This window comes from Halomonas sp. RT37 (assembly GCF_040070525.1).
GTDB classification, from domain to species: Bacteria; Pseudomonadota; Gammaproteobacteria; order Pseudomonadales; family Halomonadaceae; genus Halomonas; species Halomonas litopenaei.
In genome coordinates this window covers 3100275-3119065 of the sequence record NZ_CP098827.1, presented here as the reverse complement: position 1 = coordinate 3119065, position 18791 = coordinate 3100275, and the positions used below count along the sequence as shown (strand labels likewise).

19 protein-coding genes and 1 riboswitch are annotated in these 18791 nt (G+C 66.2%); of the genes, 16 read left to right on the top strand and 3 right to left on the bottom strand.

The annotated features are described in order from the left end of the window. Positions 1 to 219 precede the first annotated feature (219 nt). From cobT to NFG58_RS13435, 14 genes are all read left to right on the top strand, one after another. A complete protein-coding gene (gene cobT / locus NFG58_RS13500; protein WP_348826734.1) occupies positions 220 to 1347 on the top strand; it encodes a nicotinate-nucleotide--dimethylbenzimidazole phosphoribosyltransferase in 1128 nt (375 codons plus the stop codon). A gap of 58 nt (positions 1348 to 1405) precedes the next feature. Then, positions 1406 to 2386 (top strand): adenosylcobinamide-phosphate synthase CbiB, encoded by a 981-nt coding sequence (gene cbiB / locus NFG58_RS13495; RefSeq protein ID WP_348826733.1) that lies wholly within the window; start codon positions 1406 to 1408, stop codon positions 2384 to 2386. Further along, positions 2383 to 3612, top strand: coding sequence for a threonine-phosphate decarboxylase CobD (gene cobD / locus NFG58_RS13490; protein WP_348826732.1), 1230 nt, complete (start codon positions 2383 to 2385; stop codon positions 3610 to 3612). The genes cbiB and cobD overlap by 4 nt, the downstream gene beginning before the upstream one ends. Further along, complete coding sequence (locus tag NFG58_RS13485) at positions 3609 to 4229, top strand: bifunctional adenosylcobinamide kinase/adenosylcobinamide-phosphate guanylyltransferase (RefSeq protein WP_348826731.1); 621 nt, start codon at positions 3609 to 3611, stop codon at positions 4227 to 4229. The genes cobD and NFG58_RS13485 overlap by 4 nt, the downstream gene beginning before the upstream one ends. Continuing rightward, the gene (gene cobS, locus NFG58_RS13480) at positions 4222 to 5028 is read left to right on the top strand and encodes an adenosylcobinamide-GDP ribazoletransferase (protein WP_348826730.1); all 807 of its coding nucleotides are present in this window, start codon (positions 4222 to 4224) and stop codon (positions 5026 to 5028) included. Before NFG58_RS13485 ends, cobS begins: the two co-directional genes overlap by 8 nt. After that, entirely contained in the window at positions 4980 to 5618 is a 639-nt protein-coding gene (locus NFG58_RS13475; protein ID WP_348826729.1) for a histidine phosphatase family protein, read from the top strand. The genes cobS and NFG58_RS13475 overlap by 49 nt, the downstream gene beginning before the upstream one ends. Beyond that, positions 5570 to 6079, top strand: a complete 510-nt coding sequence (locus NFG58_RS13470) for a bifunctional adenosylcobinamide kinase/adenosylcobinamide-phosphate guanylyltransferase (RefSeq protein ID WP_348826728.1) — start codon at positions 5570 to 5572, stop codon at positions 6077 to 6079. The genes NFG58_RS13475 and NFG58_RS13470 overlap by 49 nt, the downstream gene beginning before the upstream one ends. Positions 6080 to 6205: 126 nt before the next feature. After that, a riboswitch (cobalamin riboswitch) is annotated at positions 6206 to 6472 on the top strand. Between the two features lie 151 nt (positions 6473 to 6623). Further along, positions 6624 to 8570 carry a TonB-dependent receptor gene (locus NFG58_RS13465; protein WP_348826727.1) on the top strand — a complete coding sequence of 649 codons (1947 nt, stop codon included), beginning with the start codon at positions 6624 to 6626 and terminating at the stop codon, positions 8568 to 8570. Beyond that, on the top strand, positions 8567 to 9484 hold the full coding sequence (locus NFG58_RS13460) for a cobalamin-binding protein (protein ID WP_348826726.1): 918 nt from the start codon (positions 8567 to 8569) through the stop codon (positions 9482 to 9484). Before NFG58_RS13465 ends, NFG58_RS13460 begins: the two co-directional genes overlap by 4 nt. After that, the gene (locus tag NFG58_RS13455) at positions 9471 to 10481 is read left to right on the top strand and encodes an iron ABC transporter permease (protein ID WP_348826725.1); all 1011 of its coding nucleotides are present in this window, start codon (positions 9471 to 9473) and stop codon (positions 10479 to 10481) included. Before NFG58_RS13460 ends, NFG58_RS13455 begins: the two co-directional genes overlap by 14 nt. An 8-nt stretch (positions 10482 to 10489) precedes the next feature. Continuing rightward, the gene (locus NFG58_RS13450) at positions 10490 to 11380 is read left to right on the top strand and encodes an ABC transporter ATP-binding protein (protein ID WP_348826724.1); all 891 of its coding nucleotides are present in this window, start codon (positions 10490 to 10492) and stop codon (positions 11378 to 11380) included. Beyond that, positions 11337 to 11972 carry a cob(I)yrinic acid a,c-diamide adenosyltransferase gene (cobO, locus tag NFG58_RS13445; protein ID WP_222568954.1) on the top strand — a complete coding sequence of 212 codons (636 nt, stop codon included), beginning with the start codon at positions 11337 to 11339 and terminating at the stop codon, positions 11970 to 11972. The genes NFG58_RS13450 and cobO overlap by 44 nt, the downstream gene beginning before the upstream one ends. Before the next feature lie 124 nt (positions 11973 to 12096). Then, on the top strand, positions 12097 to 13560 hold the full coding sequence (locus NFG58_RS13440; RefSeq protein ID WP_348814510.1) for a cobyric acid synthase: 1464 nt from the start codon (positions 12097 to 12099) through the stop codon (positions 13558 to 13560). A 98-nt stretch (positions 13561 to 13658) separates the two neighbouring features. Then, positions 13659 to 13898 (top strand): DUF2188 domain-containing protein, encoded by a 240-nt coding sequence (locus NFG58_RS13435; protein ID WP_108448894.1) that lies wholly within the window; start codon positions 13659 to 13661, stop codon positions 13896 to 13898. A gap of 66 nt (positions 13899 to 13964) precedes the next feature. Here the strand turns inward: NFG58_RS13435 and NFG58_RS13430 are convergent, their stop codons facing one another. Both NFG58_RS13430 and NFG58_RS13425 read right to left on the bottom strand, forming a co-directional pair. Next, complete coding sequence (locus NFG58_RS13430; protein ID WP_348826723.1) at positions 13965 to 14789, bottom strand: alpha/beta hydrolase; 825 nt, start codon at positions 14787 to 14789, stop codon at positions 13965 to 13967. A 161-nt stretch (positions 14790 to 14950) separates the two neighbouring features. Further along, positions 14951 to 15706, bottom strand: a complete 756-nt coding sequence (locus NFG58_RS13425; protein WP_124803901.1) for a glycerophosphodiester phosphodiesterase family protein — start codon at positions 15704 to 15706, stop codon at positions 14951 to 14953. 246 nt (positions 15707 to 15952) lie between these two features. Between NFG58_RS13425 and NFG58_RS13420 the strand changes: the two genes are divergently transcribed. Next, positions 15953 to 16606: a hypothetical protein gene (locus tag NFG58_RS13420; protein WP_045994595.1), complete on the top strand. Its 654-nt coding sequence runs from the start codon at positions 15953 to 15955 to the stop codon at positions 16604 to 16606. Between the two features lie 384 nt (positions 16607 to 16990). On the opposite strand, the gene azu is transcribed toward NFG58_RS13420, so the two are convergent. Further along, on the bottom strand, positions 16991 to 17485 hold the full coding sequence (gene azu, locus NFG58_RS13415; RefSeq protein ID WP_348814508.1) for an azurin: 495 nt from the start codon (positions 17483 to 17485) through the stop codon (positions 16991 to 16993). Between the two features lie 285 nt (positions 17486 to 17770). On the opposite strand from azu, the gene NFG58_RS13410 reads away from it, so the two are divergent. Next, complete coding sequence (locus NFG58_RS13410) at positions 17771 to 18748, top strand: NADPH:quinone reductase (protein ID WP_213229605.1); 978 nt, start codon at positions 17771 to 17773, stop codon at positions 18746 to 18748. The last annotated feature ends 43 nt before the right edge of the window (positions 18749 to 18791 follow it).

Here is an 18791-nt window from a genome sequence, read left to right as displayed (position 1 = left end):
GAATGAGGCAAGGCGACCCGCAGCACGACCTGCAGCACGACCTGCAGCACGACCTGCAGCATAGACGCTGGATCTCGGATCCGTTTCCGAGGGAAGATCGCCTTTCGGTGATCTGCTAAGCTCGGCGGCTTGTTGCCCGCCTGTTCGCGTGTCTGAAGGCTCGGGCGGTCTTTTTCTTATTCGCCGCCCGGGCGGCGTTTGTGCCATCAGGATATCGCCGTGCGTGACCAGCCCTCGTCCTCGTCTTCTACTCCCGCCTCGACGCTTGACTCGACCCTCGACTCACCCCTTGCTTCAACTCTTTCCTCCAATATTGGCCGCATTCCTTCGCTGGATCTTGAGGCCCGCCGCCTGGCCAGTGCACGTCTCGATAGCCTGACCAAGCCCCCCGGCAGCCTGGGTCGACTCGAGAAGCTGGCAGCGGATCTGGCGGCGATGACCGGGGAGCCGTTACCCCGGGTCGACCCTGTGGCCATCATCGTGTTCGCCGCAGACCACGGGGTGGCGGCGGAAGGCGTGTCGGCCTTTCCGGCCTCGGTCACCGCCCAGATGGTCGCCAACTTCGCCCGCGGGGGCGCCGCCATCAACGTTTTCGCCCGCCAGATCAATGCCCGGCTCGAGGTCGTCGACGTTGGGGTGGCCACGCCCAGTGACCAGGTGCCGGGTGTGGTGCTCGATCGGGTGCGCGCGGGCAGCGGCAATATTGCCTGCGAGGACGCCATGAGTCCCGACGAGGTAAAGGCGGCGCTTGAGGTCGGCATTCGTGCCGTCGAGCGCGCCCGCGCTGCGGGTGCCCGCTGTGTCATCCTGGGGGAGATGGGCATCGCCAACACCACCGCAAGCAGCGCTCTGCTGGCCGCCTTTACCGGGCTTTCCGCCGAGGAGGTGGTGGGGCGTGGCACCGGTATCGATGATGCGCGTCTGGCCCACAAGCGCAAGGTCATCTCCAGGGCGCTGGCCCGGGGCACTGGCGATACCGCCCTCGATACCCTGGCGCGTCTGGGCGGGCTCGAGATCGCCGCCATGGCGGGGGCTTGCCTGGCCGCAGCGGCGGGTCGCACGCCGGTGCTGGTGGACGGTTTTATCGCCACGGTAGCGGCCCTTGCGGCGACTCGGCTGGCGCCTGGCGTGCGCGACTACCTGGTGTTTGGCCATCGCAGCGATGAGGCCGGTCACGGTGAGGCGCTGGCTGCACTCGGCGGTGAGCCGCTGTTGTCGCTTGGCCTGCGCCTGGGCGAAGGCAGCGGCGCGGCCCTGGCCTATCCGCTGCTCGCCAGTGCCTGCGCCATGCTCAGCGAGATGGCGACCTTCGCCGACGCCGGAGTCGAGGGTGGCCCGTCGGCATGAGGCGAGCAGACGTCGTGAGAGTAGAGGACGACAGCGCGGACAGGGGGTGGTGGTTCCCATGACGCTGCCGCCACTGAGCCCCGAGTTGCTGGCGTTGGTGCTCGCCGCCCTGGTGCTGGACCTGTGGCTGGGGGATCCACGCTGGCTGCCGCATCCGGTGGTCGGCATGGGCCGACTGATCGGCGCCCTGGAAGCGCGGCTCAATCGTGGCAGGCCGCAGGCGCGTCGAGCCAAGGGCGTGGTGCTCACGCTGGTAGTGGTGGGGCTTGCATGGACGCTGGCCACCCTGGCGATTGGCCTTGCCGGTGTCGTCTCGCCCTGGCTGGCGCTGGTGGTGGAGGGCTTGCTTTTGTGGACCTGCCTTGCCTGCCGGGGCCTGGTGCAGGCCGCCCGCGCGGTGGCCACACCGCTGGCAAGGGGCGATCTGTATCAGGCGCGGCGCGCGGTCTCGGCCATCGTCGGGCGCGATACCCGGGAGCTTGACGAGGCAGGGGTGAGCCGAGCGTGCGTCGAGAGCGTGGCCGAAAATACCGTCGATGGCATCACCGCACCGCTGTTCTGGGCTCTGCTCGGCGGTGCGCCCCTGGCCTTGGCCTACAAGGCAGCCAATACTCTGGATTCCATGGTCGGCCATCGCAATGATCGCTACCGTGAGTTCGGCTGGGCCTCGGCTCGCTTCGACGATCTGGTCAACCTGCTGCCGGCTCGGCTGACGGCGCTGGCGATGTGGTGTCTTGCTGCGGTGGTTCCGGGGCTGCGCAGGCGCGGCGCCTGGTCGGCGACGTGCCGACAGGCACCGGCTCACCCCAGTCCCAACGCCGGCTGGCCGGAGGCCATGGTGGCCAATCTGCTCGGCGTCGAGCTGGGCGGGGTAAACCACTATGGCGATCAGATCAGCGACCGGGCGCGGCTGGGCTCGCCCACCGAGACGTTAAAGGCGCGTCATATCGACGCCGCGATTCGCTGTCTCTACGCCGGCACGGCGGGCGTTCTGACACTGCTGGCCCTGATCATACTGGTGCTGGAGGCCGTGCGATGACATCGACCCACAATCAGCATCTGAGCGACACAAGCGCGAGCCAGACGCCAACGCAGGGCCAGGGCTCTTGCTGGCCTGATCATGGCGGCCAGGGCGCGGCGCTGCTCGACAGACTTGGCCTGTCGTCGGTGACACCGACCATGGATGTGAGCGCGAGCCTCAATCCGCTGGGTCCGCCGGCCTGGCTTTCTGATTGGCTCGCCAGCGCCATGAGCGAGGTACGCCACTATCCCGACCCCGAGCACCGGGACGCCTTGGCGGCCCTGGCGGCGTCGCTGGGGATAGCGCCACCGTCGTTGGTGTTGACCAATGGCGGCGCCGAGGCGATCCACCTGGTGGCCCGGGCCTATCGTCGCGCCCGGGCCTTGATCGTCGAGCCGACCTTCGGCGAATACGCCCGGGCATGCCGACTCAACGATATCGAGATCGAGCGGGTGCAGCTCAGCGGAGATGACTTCCGGCTGGACGTCGAGGCGCTCTCGGCGCGCCTTGCGTCTGTCGATCTGGTGTTTGTGTGTCGCCCCAACAATCCCACCGGCACGCGCCTTCCCAGACGCGACGTGGAAGCGCTGGTGGCGGCGGCCAGGCGCAGCGACACCCTGGTGGTCATCGATGAAGCCTTCGTCGACTTTGCCGACGACGAAGCCCCGCTCACCGATCTGGTGGAACAGGGCGCGCCGCTGGTGCTGTTGCGCTCGCTGACCAAGTTTTACGCCCTGGCGGGGCTGCGGCTTGGCTATCTGGTGGCATCTCCGCCGCGCTGTCGGGCGCTGCAACACCATCAGGTGGCCTGGAGCGTCAACGGCCTGGCCGCTGCCGTGGTGCCCGAGCTGCTGGCCGATAGTGACTTCGCACGTCGCACGCGCGACTGGCTTCACTCCGAGCGCGCCTACCTGACGGCAGGCCTGCGCGATCTGGGCCTGACGGTGGCGGACTCCCAGGCCAATTTCGTGCTGTTCAGGCCGCCGGGCCAGGCGTCGCAGGCCAATGGCGAAGCCTTGTTATCGTATCTGGCAGGTCACGGCTGTCTGGCTCGCCACACCCACACCTTCAACGGGCTGGACGGTGCCTGGATTCGCGTCGCGTTGCAGCTCCGCGCCGACAATGATCGCCTGCTCAGCTGGCTTGGCGAATGGCTCGGTGAATGGATCGACGACGGGCTCGGCGACGGGCTCGAGTCCTTGCCGGAGCAGGGCGATACCCTCTCTCGTGGAGAGCACCGATGATCGTCTTTGTCAGCGGTGGCGTGCGTTCGGGCAAGAGTCGCGTGGCCGAGCAGGCGGCGCTGGCGCTTCACGCCGACAAGCCCCGGGGGCAGCTCTGGTACCTGGCGACCGCCAGGGCCGAGGAGGGCGAGATGGCCACGCGGGTGGCGCGCCATCAGGCCCGGCGCGACAGCCGCTGGCATACGCTGGAGGCGCCGCAGGACCTGCTGGGGGCCTGGCGCCGGGTGAGCGCAGGCGACGCTGTACTTCTGGACTGCCTGACGCTGTGGTCGAGCCAGCGCCTGTTTGCCGATGGCCTCGAGCGGGACGCGCGGCGCGCTGCGGCGCGAGACGCCTTCCACCAGCTGGCAGCGCTGCTCGCCGACGCTCGCCGGCGTGACATTGCGCTGGTGGTCGTCTCCAACGACCTCAACGAGGAACTGCCGCCCAGGGACGCCCTGGTGCGCTGGTACCTGGGCGAGCTCCAGCGTCTGCATCTGCTGCTGGCGCGGCGCGCCGATCGGGTGGTGGAGGTAGTCGCCGGACAGACCATCGAGTGGAAGCCTACGGAAGAATATCCCGCGGGCATGACGACAGAGGTGGGTAACACGCTGGGTAGAGGAGAGCCGAGTGAGTGATCAAAAGCCGCGAGTGGGTCCGGCACTGGCCGGGCTGGGGCTGGCGATCCAGTTTCTGACCCGCATACCGTTGCCGATGGTGATCGACTGGAACGGCGCCAACCGTCGCTGGGCGGCGCGTTGCTACCCGCTGGTGGGGCTCTTGATCGGCGCGCTGCTGGCCGTGGCCGCCGCGCTGACCTCAGCGCTGCCCACGCCGATCCAGGCACTGGTGCTGCTGACGCTGTGGGTGGCGCTGTCCGGTGGGCTGCACCTGGACGGTGTGATGGACCTGGCCGATGCGCTGGGCAGCAATGCGCCGCTCGAGCGCCGCTGGCAGATCATGAAGGACCCGCAGGTCGGCAGTTTTGGCGTGCTGGCGCTGGTGTTCCTGCTGGCCTGGAAGGCGGTCCTGTTGTGGTGGTGGCTCACGACCGGTGGGGCTCTGCTGTGGCTGGTCGTGGTCCCCGCCCTGGCCAGGGCCGGTGCGGTGGCGCTGCTCATCGGCGTGCCCGCCGCTCGCCCCGAGGGACTCGCCCATAGCTGGCAGCAGGGCCTTGGCTGGCGAGACCTGGCGCTTGCCCTGGTTCCGCTTCTGGTGGTTGTGTCCGCGGGACTGCTGCTGGCGCCGGGTGGCACGAGTGTGGTCGGGTTTTCAGGGATCGTGCTTGCCAGCGGGGGCTTTACCTGGGTCTTCGCCCGGGGGATGATCCGAGCCTTTCACGGCATCAACGGCGATATGCTGGGCAGTGCCATCGAGGGAGGAGAACTATGGCTTCTGATGTGTGTCTCGAGCTGGTGGTGGTTCGTCACGGGCTGACCCAGTGGAACCTGGACAAGCGCTACCAGGGCCAGCGCGATATCGAGCTGTTGATGCCCGACGCCCTGGCCGATATGGATCGGTTGCGCCTGGAACTGGAAGGGGAGCGCTTCGACGCCGTGGTGTCGAGCGACCTGACCCGCTGCCGCCAGACCCTGGCCCATATCGCCGAGGGACGGGGCTGGCCGGAGCCTCGCCTGGACGAACGTCTGCGCGAGAACGACTTCGGCGAGTTCGAGGGACGCAACTGGGAAGAGCTCAAGGACGATCCGGTCTACCGGGAGTGGATCGACAGCGCCGGTGAACTGGCACCTCCCGGTGGTGAATCCGCCCAGGACCTGCGTGATCGTCTGACGCTGGCGCTCGACGCCATCTTCGATGCCGCCGTCGAGGCCGGCCATCGGCGCGTGCTGGTGGTCACCCACGGCGGGGTGATCCGTGAGCTGCGCCGGGAGTTCGAGGGCGTACCGTTCTGGGAGGGCGTCGTCGGTCAGGCCGCCGGTCGGCGCTGGACACTCAACCGACAGGCAGAGGGCATCACATGCACGTCTTCATCGGCGGTACCGCGTCAGGCAAGCGTCAGCGGGTAGCCGAGCGCTACCCCGAGGCACGTTGGTGCGACGCCGGCGAGATGATGAGTCGGGTGCCCGGTGTTGGCGCCGGTCCCCGCCCCGATCCCGCCATCGACGATGGCGACACCCTCGTCATCAGCGGCTGGCTAGCCTGGCTCGAGGCCGAACTTGAGGCCGGACTTGAGGCCGGATCTGCAAGCGCCGACGACGACCTGCTGGGCCAGCGCTGGCGCCAGGCCTTTGCCGGCTGGGCCAGTTCGCCGGCACAGTGCGTGCTGGTGCTTGACGAGGTGGGGCGCGGCATCGTCCCGGTGGACCGGGCCCAGCGCCGCCTGCGCGATCTGATGGGCTGGCTGTCACAGGACGCGGTGCGCCTGGCAAGCCAGGTACACTATGTACGCCATGGCCTGACCATGCGGCTCGATGGGAAGGATGCTGCCGCAGCGGGCCGAGCGGGCCGAGCGGGCCGAGCGGACTGAGCGAACAGAGCCGGCATGGCCCCCATCGAACAAGCCGAACGGCGCTTTTCGTTGACGCCCGCTGTGCCGATTGCTAGCTTACGCGCACTCTCAGGTGCCCCGAAACGTGCCAGCATGACCTCGGCGTCAGTCCTTTCTGACGCAAGACGCCGTGGCCAGAAGTAGACACGAGGGGTGAAACGGGAAGTCGGTGCCAATCCGACGCTGCCCCCGCAACGGTGATCGAGTCAAGCGCGCTCACCACGCCACTGTGACAGGGTCCTTGACCCCTGGTGCGACCGGACCCTGTGTCCCGCTCAGCCAGTCACGGGAAGGCGAACGCGCCGAACCGTCGAAACGCTTCGATGGTTCATCTCGTCAGCCCGGAGACCGGCCTGAAGAGCCATGCCAAGGGGCGGTGGGGTCCCGACGCGCAGCGCTTGCCTGTCAGTTTGGTGTTCTTGACGCTCCCGGGTGTCCTGTCCAGCGTTCTGTGTCCCCTGTTCGCTCCTCGGCCTTCGAGGGTCTACGCCGTGCGGGTGCGCACGGTGCCAAGGGATACACCATGTCGTCTGCTTTCTTCGCCCCTGCTCGTCTTTCTGTTGCCTGCCGCTCCCGTGGCCTGCGTCTGTGCGTCGGCCTTGCCGCCGCCCCCTGGCTGTTGGTGAGCCAGGCCAGCGCTCAGCAGTCCGCTTCCTCCGACGTGACGACCGCCGAGTCTTCCTCCGTCGAACAGGCCTCTATCGAGCCCACCACCGAGCCCGCCACCGAACTCGACCCGCTGGTAGTGTCGGCGACGCTTTCGCCGCGTACCGCCAGTCAGTCGCTGTCCTCCGTCAGCGTCATCGATGAAGAGGCGCTAAGGCGCCGCGATCCGGTCAGCATTACCGACGCCCTGCGTGGCCAGCCCGGTGTAGATATTTCCACCAACGGTGGCTTCGGGAAGCAGGCGAGCGTCTATATCCGTGGTACCGGCAGCACCGCCTCGGTGATGATGATCGACGGTATCCGCCTGCGCTCCGCCACCAATGGCGGGCCTGCCTGGCAGTACCTGGAGCCGCGCATGTTCGAGCGTATCGAGGTGGTACGCGGGCCCCGCGGTGCGCTCTACGGCGCCGACGCGGTGGGCGGGGTGGTTCAGCTGTTCACCGACAAGCCCGATGAACAGGGACCGACGCCCAGCGTGCAGCTCGGTACCGGCTCCTTCAATACCCAGCGGGCCTCGGCCAGTCTGTCGGGCCGCGAGGGCGGCACCTCCTACCAGTTCAGCGCCACCCGCCTGGACAGCGACGGCACCGAGATTCGCGACGGTGGCGAGGACAAGGCCTACGACAACACTTCGGGTCTGGTGAGCCTGTCTCACACCTTCGACAACGGCGCCAACCTCGGACTGCTGGGACTACGTGCCCGTGGCAACAACGAATACGAAGGTGGTGACTCCGACTATGTGCAGCAGGTGGCGGGTGTCTACGCCGAGGTGCCGGTGACCGATATCTGGTCGTCGCGTCTTACCCTGAGCGAGGCCCGCGATGAGCTGGAGGACCACAGCGATGAGCCCAGTGACTTCGTTCCCGCGACGACGGTCTTTGATACCGAGACGCGCACCGCTCGCTGGGACAATACCCTGCAACTCGGTGACCACGAGCTGATCGCCGGCGCCGAATATCTGGAAGACAAGGTCGACAGCACCAACGACTACGAAGAGACCAGCCGCGACAACGTGGCGGTGTTTGCCCAGGCACTGATGGACTTCCATCCGTTCTCGTTGCAGGCGGGTCTGCGCCACGACGACAACGAGGCCTACGATGAAGAGGTCACCGGCCACCTGGCGCTGGGCTACGCCCTCGACGATCAGCACACCTTGCGCGCCAGCTACGGTACCGCCTTCCGCGCCCCGACCTTCAACGAGCTGTACTTTCCCGGCTTTGGTAACAGCGATCTTGAGCCCGAGGAGTCCGAAACCTGGGAGATCGGCCTGCGCGGGCAGTACCAGCGGCTTTACTGGGATCTGGCGCTCTACCAGACCAACGTCGACGACCTGATCGCCAATGAGACGCGGGGCGGCCGATCCGCGCCGTTCAATGTCGACGAGGCGCGTATTCGTGGGGTCGAGCTTGCCACAGGGCTCGAGCTCGACCAGTGGACCCTGGCCGCCAGCGTCGCCTATACCGACCCGGAAGACCGCGACACCGGCAAGCAGCTGATTCGCCGCGCCAGCCAGACCCTGCGCCTGGACGCCGATCGCCAGCTGGGTGACTGGAATCTGGGGGCCTCCTTCGTCGCCCAGGACCACCGCTACAATGACGTCGACAACGACGAACGCCTGGCTGGCTACGGCACCCTGGATCTGCGCGCGGGCTGGGCCTTTGCGCCGGACTGGAAGGCCAACCTGACGCTCGAGAACGTCTTCGATCGCGAGTACGCCACCTCGCGTGCGTCTGCCTTTCAAGGCGGCTGGGACTACGAAAACCCGGGACGTGCGGCCTACCTGAGCGTCGGCTTCAACCTGTGATCATCCGCCGCTCGCTTGTCTCGGCCAGCGCTGGCCTGGTGCTGTCGGCGCTGGCCAGTGCCGCCATGGCGTCCTCCTCTCCCGGCGGGAACGGTGACATCTGCGTGTTCGATGACACCGAGCGGGATCTATGCCTGGCGGCGCCGGCAGAGCGTATCGTGGCGCTGTCGCCCAGCGTCACCGAGATGCTGTTCGCGGCGGGGGCCGGCGAGCGGGTGGTGGGGGTAGTCAGCTTCAGCGACTATCCCGAGGCCGCGCGCTCGCTGCCCCAGGTGGGCAGCTACGATCGACTCGACCTCGAGTCGCTGTTGGCGCTTGACCCCGACCTGGTGGTGGCCTGGGCCGGGGGTAATCCCGGACAGCAGGTCGAACGCCTGGATGAACTCGGGCTGCCGGTGTTCCGCTCGGACGCCGCCAACTTCGAGCAGATCGCCTCGACGCTTGAGCGGTTCGGTCGCCTGGCCGGTTCGGCGGATACCGGCGACACCGCGGCCCGGGAGCTGCGAGAATCGGTAGCGGCCCTCGGCGAACGCTACGTTGACGCAGCACCGGTCGAGGTCTTCTATCAGGTATGGGAGCAGCCGCTGATGACCGTCAACGGTGAGCACTGGATCAGTCGGGCGCTGTCACTTTGTGGTGGTGTCAATCTATTCGCCGACGAGGCGCCGCTGGTGCCTCGACTGTCGCGGGAGGCGGTGCTGGCCGCGGACCCGGAAGTCATCATCACCGGCGGCATGGGCAAGGCGGACTCCACCTGGCTCGATGCCTGGCGCCAGTGGCCGCAGATGACCGCTGTGGCCCGCGACAACCTCTATTTCATCAACCCTGACCTGGTGCAGCGGGCGACGCCGCGCCTGGTCGAGGGCACCCGAACCCTGTGCCAACATCTGGACTCTGCCCGTGAACGCCGCTGACTCCAGCGCTACCTTTCGGCCCACCCGGCGAGGTCGTCCGCTGGGCCTGCTGGCGCTGCTCGGTGTGGTGTCGGTGGTGCTGGCCGTGTCGGTGGGCAGCGTCGCGCTGTCACCGATGGAGCTGTGGCTGACGCTGACCGGGCAGGGCAGCCCCCTCCACCAGACCCTGGTGTGGGAGCTGCGCCTGCCCCGTGCGCTGGCCGCCTTCGGTACCGGTGCCTTGCTGGCCCTGGCCGGCGCCCTGATGCAGGTACTGCTGCGCAATCCGCTGGCCGACCCTTACGTGCTCGGGCTCTCCGGCGGGGCCTCGGTGGCGGCGCTGTGCGCCATGCTGGCTGGCCTTGGCGCGGCGCTGGTCTCGGCGTCGGCCTTTGCCGGCGCGCTGGTGTCGATCCTGGTGGTATTTGGCCTGGCCCATGGCAGCGGCAGCTGGTCGCCGGCGCGCCTGCTGCTGACCGGGGTCGTCATGGCCTCCGGCTGGGGCGCGATCATCACCTTCCTGCTGGCGGTCAGCCCGGTGGAAGAGCTGCCGGGCATGCTCTACTGGCTGATGGGCGACATGGCCTACGCCCGCAGCCCCTGGCCGGTACTGGTGATCGCCGCGCTGTCGGCACTGGTGCTGGTGCCGCTGGGGCGGACCCTCAACGTACTTGCCCGGGGTGGCCAGCAGGCGCTGGCGCTGGGCGTGGCGGTGCGCCCGCTGGAATGGGGGCTGTATCTGGCGGCGAGCCTGGCCACCGCCACCGCGGTGACCACCGCCGGATCGGTGGGATTCGTCGGCCTGATGGTGCCGCATATGCTGCGCCTCCGCCTGGGTGCCGACCAGCGCCTGATCCTGCCGGCCTCGCTGCTGGCCGGCGGCTGCCTGCTGACCCTGGCCGATACCCTGGCGCGGACCCTGATCGCCCCCCAGCAGTTGCCCGTAGGGGTGATCACCGCGCTGATCGGGGTGCCGAGTTTTCTCTACCTGCTGCATCGCAGCCACGGCAAGGGATAGGGGCGCTCATGGCTGTCACACCCGCATCCACCGACCAGGCGCTGCCATCCTGTTCGCTGTCCTGCGAAGCTCTGGTGATCGACGTGCCCGGCAGGGCGGACGGTCAGCCGCTGTCCTTTTCCATCGAGCCCGGAAGTCGCTGGGGCATCCTCGGGCCCAACGGCGCCGGCAAGAGCACGCTCCTGCATACCCTGGCCGGGTTAAGGGCGCCGCGCCATGGGCGCTTGAGGCTGGACGGCCGGCCGCTGACCGACTGGCGCCGGCGTGCCGTCGCCCAGCGTCTGGGTGTGGTGTTCCAGGAGCGCCATGACGAGTTTCCGGCCAGCGTGCTGGAAACCGCGCTGATCGGCCGCCATCCCTTCCTCCGGGCCTGGCAGAACGAAAGCGAGGACGACGTCCAGCGCGCCCTGGGGGCGCTTGAACGCCTCGATATCGCTCACCTGGCCCACAGGCCGCTGGCGACCCTGTCCGGTGGTGAACGTCAGCGGGTCAGCCTGGCCACGGTACTGACCCAGGCGCCGCAGATCTGGCTGGTGGATGAACCCACCAACCACCTCGACCTGCATCATCAGGTGGCGGCCATGGCGCTGCTCGACGAACAGGCAAGCCAGGGTGCCGCCGTGGTGATGTGCCTGCACGATCTCAATCTGGCGGCGCGCTGGTGCGACCACCTGCTGCTTTTGTATCCCGATGGCGCGGCCTGCTGGGGACCACGCGACGATATGCTGGTGACGTCGGCCCTCGAGCGGCTCTACGACCAGCCGTTGAGCGTCGCCGAGGTCGATGGCGCCGCCGTCTTCATGCCGCGGGTGGCTTCGTCGATTAATCCGCCGCGCCCCACCAAGGAAGTTTCCCATGACCCACACGTCCCCCACGACACAGACTCCGAAGAACGTTGATCCCGAGCGCCACGCCCGGCGCATGGCCGCCAAGCAGCGGATCATGGCCGAGCGCATCGCCAGTGCCGACAAGGAACAGGGCGTGCTGCTGGTGCTGACAGGCCCCGGCAAGGGCAAGAGTTCATCCGGCTTCGGCATGCTGGCCCGGGCGCTGGGCCACGACATGAAGGTGGGCGTGGTGCAGTTCATCAAGGGCGCCTTTTCCACCGGGGAGGAGGCCTTCTATCGCCGCCAGCCCGGAGTGGCGTTCCACGTCATGGGCGAGGGCTACACCTGGGACACCCAGGACCGGGAGCGCGATGTCGCCGCCGCCGAAGCCGCCTGGGACAAGGCCCGCGAGTTGCTTCAGGATCCCGATATCGCGCTGGTACTGCTCGATGAGCTGAACATCGCCCTGCGCTACGGTTATCTGGATCTCGACCGGGTGCTGGACGACCTGCAGGCCAGACCGGCGATGCAGCATGTGGTGGTGACCGGGCGCCACGCGCCTCAGGCGCTGATCGAACTGGCCGATACGGTCACCGAGATGAAGGTGGTCAAGCACGCCTTCAAGGATCAAGGCATCAAGGCCCAGAAGGGTATCGAGCTTTGATCGAACCCCCAGAAGGGTATCGAGCTTTGATCGAGCATTGATCGAACCCCAAAAAGAGTATCGCGTTGCGATCAAGCTTTGATCTAACTCCAGGAAGAGCATCGAGCAGTAAGGGAGCGCTAGCATGGCAACGCTGATGATCCAGGGCACCACCTCGGATGCCGGCAAGTCCACGGTGGTCGCCGGTCTGTGCCGGGTGCTGGCACGGCGCGGGTTCAGCGTGGCCCCGTTCAAGCCCCAGAACATGGCGCTGAACAGTGCCGTCACCGTGGACGGCGGCGAGATCGGTCGCTCCACCGCGCTGCAGGCCCAGGCTGCCCGCGTAGCGCCCCACAGCGACATGAATCCCGTGCTGTTGAAGCCCGAAAGCGACAAGGGCGCCCAGGTCATCCTGGCCGGTCGCGTCCACGGCAGCATGGCCGCGCTGGACTATCACGCCTACAAGACCACCGCCCGACAGACGGTGATGGACTGCCATCGCCGGCTGTCCGAGCGCTTCGACGTGATCATCGCCGAAGGGGCGGGCAGCCCCGCCGAGGTCAACCTGCGCGAAGGCGACATCGCCAACATGGGCTTCGCCGAGGCGGTGGACTGCCCGGTACTGCTGGTCGGTGACATCGACCGAGGCGGCGTCTTTGCCCAGCTATGCGGCACCTTGGCGCTGGTCAGCGCGTCCGAAAACGCGCGGATCAAGGGCTTCGTGATCAACCGCTTTCGCGGCGATATCGGGCTGCTGGAACCGGGGCTTGAGTGGCTGGCCGAGCGCGAGGCGAGGCCGGTGCTCGGTGTGCTTCCCTACCTGCAGGGGCTGTGGCTCGACGCCGAGGACAGCCTGTCGCTGGAGCAGCGGCTTGATCACGCAGGGGGCGACATGCTCAAGGTGGTGGTGCCGGCTCTGCCGCGCATCAGCAACCACACCGACCTCGATCCGCTACGCCTGCATCCTCGCGTCAGCCTGAGCCTGGTCGGCCCCGACCAGCCGATGCCCGATGCCGACGTCATCCTGTTGCCGGGCAGCAAGAACACCCGGGCGGACCTGGCCTGGCTGCGCAGCCAAGGGTGGGATGAGCGTATCCGGCGTCATCTGCGTTACGGCGGGCGGGTGCTGGGTGTCTGCGGCGGTTTTCAGATGCTGGGGGAATGGATCGACGATCCTGACGGCATCGAGGGCGAGCCCGGCGGCGTCGAAGGGCTCGGTTGGCTTGCCATGTCCACCACCATGCGCCCCGACAAGCGCCTTAAACGCGTCAGCGGGCGCATCGACACCGCCGACGGCTGCTGCAGCATCCACGGCTACGAGATTCATCAGGGCGTCAGCCGGGGCGAGGCGCTTTCACGGCCATTGATGCGTCTCGAAGGACGAGACGAGGGTGCCGTCAGCCAGGATGGCCAGATCATGGGTACCTATCTGCACGGGCTGTTCGACGGCCCCGACGCCTGCGAAGCATTGCTCGCCCGCCTCGGGCTTCCGCCCGAGGACACTCGCCGGGTAGACCTCGACGCCCATCGCGAACGTCAACTCGACCGCCTGGCCGACACCATCGAGCAGCATCTGGATATGGAGATGGTTCTGCGCCTGATCGGTTGAGGAAGATGGTCCGATATCGGCGCCCGGCGTAAACTGTGGGGGTGCCACTGCTTTCCCTGTACAGATGGCACCATGGCAACTGCGTCGAGGGCTTGGTCATGAAGGTGACATCCAAACATGTGGTCAGCAGAGACAAGGGATGGGCGGTAAAGACCAGCGGCACGTCTCGTGCCGGCAAGGTTTTCGAGAGCAAGGCTGAAGCCGTGGAATATGCGCGCCGCGCGGCCAGGAAGGAGCACGGTGAGCTATACGTGCATGGGCTCGATGGCACTATCCAGGAGCGCAAGAGCTATCGGCGCGCATCTGAGGCAACCAAGTCTCTGCGCTCGAAGAAGTGACGGCGTATGCCATTTGAGCGCAATGTCTTTGTCAATTGCCCGTTCGATGAGGCGTACTATTATCCGCTATTGCGTCCCTTGCTCTTCACCATCATCTACGTTGATTTGCTCACTCAGCAGGCTCGTGATGTAGTCAAGGACTCTGTCAGGCTGCTCGCGATGGGGCACGTGGCCACACCCCTCCAGCAATACCATCCGTGACGACCCTTGAGGCAGTTGCGCGTAGCGTTTGGGCTGCTGTGGTGAGCCGTATTCGTCCTGGTCGCCGTGCAGCGCCAGCACAGGGCACGCAACGCGCCTGAGGGTGTCATCCAGGGCCCAGCTCCGAAAGTCGGGGTCCAGCCAGGTCTCTACCCAGGTGTCGAGCACCCAACGGGCCTTGTCGCCATGGTACTTCTCCAGGCGCTCGATCTGGCCGGGCAGGGCGAACGTATCGCGGGCCTGGCGTATGCCCGAAAGCGTGCGTTCTTCCACAAAGGCCTGGGCCGCCAGAGTAATCAGCGCCTGGCAATCGTCGTAGTGGGCAGCGATACCGGCAGCCATGCAGCCGCCCACGCTATGGCCCAGAACAACGAAACCCTCGAGCTTTAATGCGCGATGAAGCGCGGCAAAGCCCTGGTGCGCTTCGTCGGCGATAAAGGTGTGGGTCAGTCGGTCTGGGTGGCGTGTGGATTGGCCGAAGCCCAGTCGATCGTAAGCGATCACTTCGCGGCCGGTGGTCAGGCACAGGGCTTCGGGAAAATCGCGCCACAGCTCAACGCAGCCCAGCGAGTCATGCAGCAACACGATGGGCGCGCCCTGGGTATCAGGCTCGGGACGCCATCGACGAACAAACAGCGATTGTCGGTCTGTGTCGTGCAGTGACACCTGAAGGTCAGATACCTGGGGCATGAAGTGGCTCGCTGGCAGCAACATATCAAGCCCACTCTAGCGAGTGGCCGCTGGCATGCCAAGCAAGCGCTAGGTTTGGACAGGTCGGTTTTAAGACAGGTCGCTTTTTAATACAGGGCCATGCCAGTGGCAGAGCCGCTTCAAGGATACGCCTTGGCAAGTTACGTCTTGTCGGCAAAGCGTTCGGGGTCATCGGAAATGACGGTGGTCACGCCCCATTTCCAGTACTTGGCGAAGGCCACCGGATCATTGGCCGTATAGCACAGCAGCGGTGTGCCGCTCTGGGTGACCTCCCGAGCCCGCTCTTCCTTCAGCTTCTTCCAGTCGCAGTGCAGGCTGTAGGCCTGCACCGCTTCCATGTCGTGCCGCCAGTTCTTGCCGATCTTGTCGACCAGGACGCCCAGGGCGAGTTGGCTGGGTGATGCGATGCTTCGCGCGTGATCGAGCGCCGCCGGGCTGAAAGAAGACACCAGTCGACGTTCGAACGGCAGCGCTTCCAGCAGACGTGGGATCACCGATTCGGCCAACGCTTCGGGGTCGCGGCCCCGGGTCACCTTGAGTTCCAGGTTGACCGCCATACCGCGTCGATCGATCAGATTGAGCATGTCGTCGAGTGTCGCCATGCGCTCACCGCGAAAGCGCTCGGCGTACCAGGCGCCGACGTCGTATTCTCTGGCCTGTTCCAGACGCAGCTTGCTTAACTTGCCGCGCCCGTTGGAGCAGCGCCGCATGCCGGGGTCGTGCCAGATCACCGGGGTGCCATCACCCAGCAATTGCACATCGAGCTCGACCCAGGTGATACCGGCTTCCCAGGCAAGCTGGACGGCACTCAGGGTATTTTCCGGTGCATGGGCCGACAGGCCGCGATGCGCCATCAGGCGGGGCAGGTCGATAAGGGGCGTGCGAGATGTCGTCATGGGCTCTCCTTGGCTTGGCGTCACAACATGGCACCGGCTTTCGTCATCATCGGACATGACCGTCCTGCTAGCCAGAGGCTGCACGCCTCCATGTTGGGCCACAAAGATGACCGAACGGCGACGACATGAACACCCCGTCTGTCGCAGCGGTACGCCGAGGGCGGTGTCGCTGCCTGGAATATGCTAGTCTCGCCGGTTTCGACAAGTGGGTCAGCGCCGGTCGGCGCCAGCAATTAGAGGTCAGTGATGAAGGTCGTCAAAATCAACGAGCCCCAGCAGCGGGAAGCCTGCCTGGCACGCCTGTGTGCGGAAGCCTACGGTCATCAGGCGGGTATCGCCCCCCTGGTCACCTTCGCCGGCGTCATCGGGGTGCTGTTCAAGCAGGAAGCCGCCCGGCTTCTCGCGCTGGTGGACGATCAGTCCCGTCCCATCGCGCTGGCCCTGCTGGTCAGCGACGAAGCCGGTACCAGCATGAATGTGGCCCAGTTGACGTCGCTGGATCCTGACGCCGAAAGTGCGGTCGACGGCGGCAACAAGACCGGCGCGGAAAGCGATAGCCAGGGCGAGGCGCAAAAGCCGGCCGGCAAGGGCAAGCTGAATCCCGCCCTTCGCCTGGTGGCGGAACTGGCGCTGCGGGCGCCGCTGCGGGTGGACGTGGTCAGCGATGCCCAGAAGGCCGAGTTTAGCGCCGCCGGTATCCAGCGCTGGATCAAGGGCCCGGGCGAGCTGCAGATCGGTCTGGGGCCAAAGCATACGGCCACCAGCCTCGACAATCTGCCGCGTACCCTGACCGTGGACGAAGCCTCCGTGGTGGCCAACTTCAAGCAGGACAAGGCACTCTTTGAGGATTACAAGAACCGCTTTGTCAGAGGGCTGGAGTCCTTCCCGCGGACGTTGTGATCAGCGACGGAAGGGCACCTGTTGGGTCCTTCCCGCGGACGCTATGAACTAGTAGAAGTGGTAGTAACAACGAAGCCCCGGCCCTTACCTCTTTTGGAGGCGAGGGCCGGGGCTTCGTCGTTGGGCAAAGGGTCGGCGCTTGCCGGGCCGAGGTGGTTGTTGATCCGCTCGCGGGCAGCAAGAACGGAGGTGGCCCGGGTCACGCCGTCAGGGATCGATGCCCGTCGATCCGTGCAGTTGTCTAGGCGCTGTCCGAAAAGTCGACGAGCGAAGGTTAGACAAGGCAAAAATCGGTGAGAAAGCGCAGTTTACGGGGTGTAAATGAGCATTTTGATCCGATTTTTAACGCCGTATTACCGAGCGCAGGCACTTTTCAGACAAGCCCTAGCCCTCGCTGGTGAGGCTGAACGATCCCTTCATCATCGAGGAGTGGCCGGGGAAGGAGCAGAAGAAGGTCAGATCCTGGTCGGCGAGTCCTTCGGTGTCGAAGGTGATGCTGGTGGATTCGCCGCCGCCGATGATGTCGGTGGCGGCCAGGATGCGGTCATCCTCCGGTAGGTAGTTGCTGTCGAGTCCCGCCTGCATGCCGGCGGAGGCAATCTCCTGATAGGCGTCGGTAGGGGCCAGCACCCAGTTGTGTCCCATCACGTCTTTCGCCATGGAGCCCGAGTGGGTCAACGTCAGACTGACGGTCTCGCAGCTGGCGGGTACGCTCAGCTCGCTCTTGTCGTACTGCATCTGGTCATTGGAATCGATGGTCAGCCGGCACTCTTCGGCGACGTTGTCCGAGGCGTCGTCATCCGCCATCGCCACGGCAGAGAATAGCGGCACGGCGGTGATCGCGAGGATGGAGGCGGAGGAAAGCAGGGCATGTTTCATGACAGCGTCCTTTTCGTTGCTGGATGAGGTGGGTGCAGGGTTTGCCACGACCGTTCACGGCGTTCAGCAAGGGGAAACGCGGTGCACCACACAAGATGTATCCATGTTTATATGTTAACTGTATACAGTTGATGAGTCTCGTAGACATCAATGGAGCTGTCAAGCGCCGACAGTGATCCCGTGGCCACGGCTGTGCCGACGGCAAATCCAGTTTGGACTTGACCGAGGTCGAGCAGAGCGCTTGACTGGGCGTACATACCCGTTAGCAGCGTAAGGAAGCCTTTCATGGCCAAGCGGATTCAATTCGCACGCACCGGCGATTCCGAGGTGCTGGAACTCGTCGATACACCGGCGGCCGAGCCGGGCCCCGGCGAGGTACGCGTCGCCAATGAGGCGGTGGGCCTCAACTTCATCGATATCTACTTCCGCACCGGTCTGTATCCGGCGCCGTCCCTGCCGTCGGGCCTGGGAACCGAAGGCGCTGGCGTGGTCGACGCCGTGGGCGAGGGGGTCGAGCATCTGCAGGTAGGCGACCGCGTGGCCTACGCTCAGGGGCCCCTGGGTGCCTACGCCGAACTGCACACCCTGCCGGCGGACAAGGTGGTGGCGCTGCCCGAGGGGATCAGTTGCGAGACCGCAGCGGGGGCCATGCTCAAGGGGCTGACGGTGCAGTACCTGCTGCGTCAGACCTACCCGCTGCAGGGCGGCGAGACCATCCTGTTCCACGCCGCTGCCGGTGGGGTGGGGTCGATTGCCTGTCAGTGGGCCAAGGCCCTGGGCGTCAAGCTGATCGGTACGGTCAGCTCCGTCGAGAAGGCAGAGCTTGCCAAGCGCAATGGCGCCTGGGCGACCATCGACTACACCAAGGAAGACGTGGTCGAGAGGGTGCGCGAGCTGACCGGTGGCGAGATGGTCGACGTGGTCTACGACAGCGTCGGCAAGGACACCTGGGAGACCTCGCTGGACTGCCTGAAGCCGCGCGGCCTGATGGTCAGCTTCGGCAACGCCTCCGGACCGGTCGAGGGGGTCAACATCGGCATCCTCAACCAGAAGGGCGCGCTCTACGTCACTCGGCCGAGCCTCAACGGCTACGCCGACAGCCCGGAGCGGCTGCAGGACATGGCCGACGAGCTGTTCGACATGATCGAGAGCGGCAAGGTAAAGATCGACGTGGCCCAGCGCTTCGCCCTGGCGGAGGCCGGCAAGGCCCAGGACGCCTTGGCGTCACGCAAGACCACCGGGTCTACCGTGCTGCTGCCCTGAGCGATCGATCGCCGATCCCTATCTTCTTGATCGAACTTGTCCT